Origin of the sequence: Brooklawnia sp. (assembly GCF_049651565.1) — a bacterium.
Classification (GTDB): Bacteria; Actinomycetota; Actinomycetes; order Propionibacteriales; family Propionibacteriaceae; genus Brooklawnia.
In genome coordinates, this window is sequence record NZ_JBASCI010000158.1 from 1 (window position 1) to 4,108 (window position 4,108).

Genomic DNA, 4,108 nt, shown 5'->3' on the forward strand with positions numbered 1-4,108 from the left:
GGCCTGCACCGCGTCCTCGGTGGCGTCCTGGGCGACCTGGGGGTCCTCATCGGCGAGCGGCCGCAGGTCGACCGCGCCGGCCAGCCTCGCCAACACGTCCTGCACCCCGCCGACGAACTCGCGGCCGTCGGCGAAGTACTCCTGCTGCGCCTCGCTGCTGCCGCGCACCCCATAGCCAGAGGCTCCTTCGGGGAGCTGAATCGTGGCGTCGTAGTAGTTCTGCACCTTGACCGGGCAGCGGATCGCCGCGTAGGCGTCGAGCAGCACGACCTGCCTGGACGGGTTCACGGCGCCCAACCGCGGTGCATCGCCACGATGCCACCGGTCAGGTTCTTCCACTGGACGCCGCGCCAGCCCACCTCGCGCATCATCGCGGCCAGCGTCGGCTGGTCGGGCCAAGCCATGATCGACTCGGTCAGGTAGTCGTAGGCGGCAGCGTTCGACGAAGCCGGCTGGAACCGGGGCAGCACGTTGCCCATGTAGAACCGGTAGGCCGCCCGGAACGGCGGCCAGGTGGGGGTGCTGAACTCGGCGACCACGATTCGCCCACCCGGCCGGGTCACCCGCAGCATCTCGGCCAGCCCGGCTCGGGTGTCGTGCACGTTGCGCAGGCCGTAGCTGATGGTGACCGCGTCGAACGCGTCATCCCGGAACGGCAGCCGCAGCCCGTCACCGGCGATGAAGCTCAGGTGTGGGTAACGGCGCAGGCCTTCGGTCAGCATGCCGATCGACATGTCGGTGGCGAACGGAACGGCGCCGGCCCGGGCGATCGGTTCGGACGAGGTGCCGGTGCCGGCCGCCAGGTCGAGCACCAGCTCACCGGGCTTCGGGTCGATCGCGGCCAGCACCGCCCGCCGCCACAGCCTCACCTGTCCGAATGTCATCACGTCGTTCATCAGGTCGTACCGGCGGGCCACCCGATCGAACATCGAGGCGACTTCATCGGGCTGCTTGTCGAGGCTGGCGCGGTCTGGCACCCCACTACCTTGCCACACCGCTGACCGGACGCCAGCGCCCGGCGCCGGACTGAATGGTGGGATCCCCGGCCCCCGACTCGCACCGGGTGCCACCGGTTGGTGGTGCATTGTGGCGACGCGCCACAATGGGGGCCATGGCCAAGCGCGAGACGGTCCTCAAGGTGACCGACCTGATGAAGAAGTACGGTGACCACGTGATCGTCGACGGTTTCAACCTGACGGTCAGTTCTGGGCAGGCCATCGCGCTGACCGGGCGCAACGGATCGGGCAAGTCGACGGTGCTGCGCTGCATCATCGGAGCCGACCGGCCCAGCGAGGGACGCGTGGAGGTCTTCGGCCGCAAGGTCAGCGAGACCGACCCCCAGTTCCGCCGCGACGTGGCAACCGTGGTGGACGATCTGGACTTCTTCCCCGACCTGTCGGTGGTCGAACACCTCGACCTGCTGGCCCGGGCGCACGGGTTGGCCGAACCCGACCAGCTCGTCGACGAGGTCCTGGAAGAAGTTCAGTTGGTGCCGCAGTCGGCCCAGCTGCCCGGAACCCTGTCCAGCGGTCAGCGCCGCCGATTGGCGCTGGCGACCGCGCTGGTCAGGCCGAAGAAGCTGCTGGTGATGGATGAGCCGGAGCAACGCCTCGACGTCGAGGGCGTGGCCTGGCTGGGGGCGCGACTGAAGCATGAGCTTGCCAAGGGCCTGGCGATCGTGATGGCCAGCCACGAACCCGCGCTGGTCAACGCGCTGGGTGCCCGGGTGGTTCGGCTGGGTGAGCAGGCCGAGGCAAGTGAGTCGCAGGTGGAGGCGGAGTTCGAACTGTGAGCCGGACCAGCAAGCGCAAACGTCGCCAGTCAACCCCGAAGCCGACGCAGCCGCAGCAGCCCAGACCCCAGGCCGCGCGGGTGCCCGAGTTGCCCGAGTTGGTCGTGCCCGAGGTGGTCTACGAGCCCAGCGTCCCGTTCGGTGACGTGGAGGACTACGAGGTGGGCCTGGCCGACGAACGTCAGCTCACCCTGCTGATGAAGGACTGGCGCAAGGGACGCGCCACCCGAACCGTCTGGGACATGATCACTGACGGCTACGTGACGATCTTCTCGCTGGTGGTAATCGTGGCGATGGTCGTCAGCGGCATCATGTCGGTGCAGCAGTCGGCGGCCGGGTGCACCGACGTCGGCTGCGTCACCGCCCGCGGCCTGCTGCCCTGGATGGCGCTGGCCGGCTCGGTGCTGGTGGCGCTCACCGTCTCGCGGATCTTCGGCCCGGTGATCGCGTCGGCCGCGGAGGGCTTCTGGTTGCTGGACGCCCCGGTGCGCCGCGCGAAACTGTTGAACCGGCGGCTGTGGGGTGTGGTCATCGGTGCCGGTCTGATCGGGTTCCTGCTCGGCGGCCTGATCACCACCCTGACCGGGCTCGACCTGACCGGCGTGCTGATCTGGGCGGGCGCCCTCGGCGCGGCTGCTGCCGCAGCGGTGACCTTCGCCGCGGCCGAGCAGAGCGCCGAACGCACCGCCATCCTCGCCGCGGTACAGGCGGTGACCGGGGTGGTCGCGCTGGGTGTGCTGGGTGTCATGGTGCTGGTGTCGTCGGGGCGCCTGGAACTTGATCTCGACCCGGCGACCAACTCCCAACTGGCGTTGATCGTGCTGGGGGTGGCGCTGGCCGCGCTGGGGGTCACCTCCGTGATCGCCCGGCTGCGGCTGGAGTACGTGCGCCGGGCCCGGCTGGTCAGCGGTGGCGACCTGCTCAGCGGCATGCAGGGTGCCGCGTTCGCCCTTGACTTCGGGCTGATGCGCGACATCCTGGTCGAGCGTCGTTGGCTGAACAAGGGCCACGTGCGCCCGATCCCGGGTCGCGCCACCGGACGCGCCACCCTGGTCTGGCGCGAGGTCGACAAGCTGCTGCGCAACCCCCGCGGGGTGCTGGTGCTGCTGGCCAGCGCGATCATCCCGTACGCGCTGCTCTCGCTGGGTCTGGGCAACCTGACCCCGGCGATCACCGCGATCGTGCTGATGTTCGTGATGGTGCCGTTCTTCGACTCGCTGCGGGTGGTGAGCCGCACCCGGGGCCTGGCGCGGGCCTTCCCGATGTCCACCTCCGAACTGAACGGATCGCTCACCATCGTCCCGGCCGGCCTGGCCCTGGTCTGGGCGCTGGCGGCGTCCCCGGCGTTCGTGCTGATCGGGCAGCCGGAGGTGTCCCTCGACGCGTTGGGCACCGGGCTGGCGCACGGCTTCGTCACCGCCATCGCTGGCTACGTGGCAGCGATCCGCTGGGTGAGCGCGAAGTCGGCCGACTACTCCGCGCCGATGGTGGCCACCGGCTTCGGTGCGCTGCCGCCCGGCCTGGCCTTCAACCTGGTGCGCGGCTTCGACGTGATCGCCCTGATCACCCTGCCGCTGCTGGTGGGCTGGTCGCCGCTGGTGTCGCTGGCCATCGCCGCCATCTGCTACCTGGTGCTGCGCGGGGGCGGCATCAACACCCAGGAGATGATGGAGCGCAACGAGGAGGCCAAACGGGAACTCGAGGCCGCCCGCGCCGGCCGGCCCGCCGGCGCCAGCCGGGAGAAGATCACCTACACCCGCGGCCAGCGCAACCAGACCCGCTGACGCCGCGGCCGGATCGTCCGGAGCCACCCGTCGGGGGTGATGGCCGGTCGGCGGGCGGCGGGTAGCGTCCCCCCAAACAGCAGACGCGACCTTCGGAGTGATCATGACGCACCAGGCACCGTATCCCGAGTTCTCCCTTCCGCAGCGCCAGCTGCGCGTAGCCGTGAGGGGGGAAGTGCCCGCCGACAGCGGCGCGGTCGGATACGTCGTCTTCACCGGCGAGCCGCTACCAGCAGCGGCCCAGCTCGACGCGGCGCGTGCGGCCGCGCTCGGGTTCGAGGCCAAACCGGAGTCAACGCTCGTGGTGCCGTCCGCCGACGGGCCGGTCGTGGTGCTGGCCGGGGCGGGCGAGCGCGACAAGGTCAGCAGCGCGGTGTTGCGGGACGCCGCGGCTGTCTTCGCCCGCGCGGTGCCGAAGCAGGTCGACCTGGCGCTGGTCGTCCCCGACACCCCGGTGGCCGCCGATGACGCAGCGGCCGCCCTGCTGGAGGGCGCGGCGCTGGCCCGCTACGTCTACCGCATCGGCGAGGAC

Annotated in this window: 4 protein-coding genes and 1 pseudogene; 3 read left to right on the plus strand and 2 right to left on the minus strand. The window is 70.6% G+C overall.

Annotation, left to right across the window (positions count from 1 at the left end):
• A pseudogene (locus tag WBL05_RS07375) lies at nucleotides 1–288 on the minus strand (hypothetical protein); the annotation flags it as partial.
• On the minus strand, nucleotides 285–1,085 hold the full coding sequence (locus tag WBL05_RS07380) for a demethylmenaquinone methyltransferase (RefSeq protein ID WP_424224838.1): 801 nt from the start codon (nucleotides 1,083–1,085) through the stop codon (nucleotides 285–287). The gene WBL05_RS07380 and the pseudogene WBL05_RS07375, both read right to left, overlap by 4 nt.
• Before the next feature lie 17 nt (nucleotides 1,086–1,102).
• Here WBL05_RS07380 and WBL05_RS07385 point away from each other — a divergent pair, with 17 nt between their 5' ends.
• From WBL05_RS07385 to WBL05_RS07395, 3 genes are all read left to right on the plus strand, one after another.
• Nucleotides 1,103–1,792, plus strand: a complete 690-nt coding sequence (locus tag WBL05_RS07385) for an ABC transporter ATP-binding protein (RefSeq protein WP_424224840.1) — start codon at nucleotides 1,103–1,105, stop codon at nucleotides 1,790–1,792.
• Nucleotides 1,789–3,576 carry a DUF6297 family protein gene (locus tag WBL05_RS07390; protein ID WP_424224842.1) on the plus strand — a complete coding sequence of 596 codons (1,788 nt, stop codon included), beginning with the start codon at nucleotides 1,789–1,791 and terminating at the stop codon, nucleotides 3,574–3,576. The genes WBL05_RS07385 and WBL05_RS07390 overlap by 4 nt, the downstream gene beginning before the upstream one ends.
• A 175-nt stretch (nucleotides 3,577–3,751) precedes the next feature.
• Nucleotides 3,752–4,108: M17 family peptidase N-terminal domain-containing protein (locus tag WBL05_RS07395; RefSeq protein ID WP_424224843.1), on the plus strand; the 357-nt coding region annotated here is incomplete at its 3' end.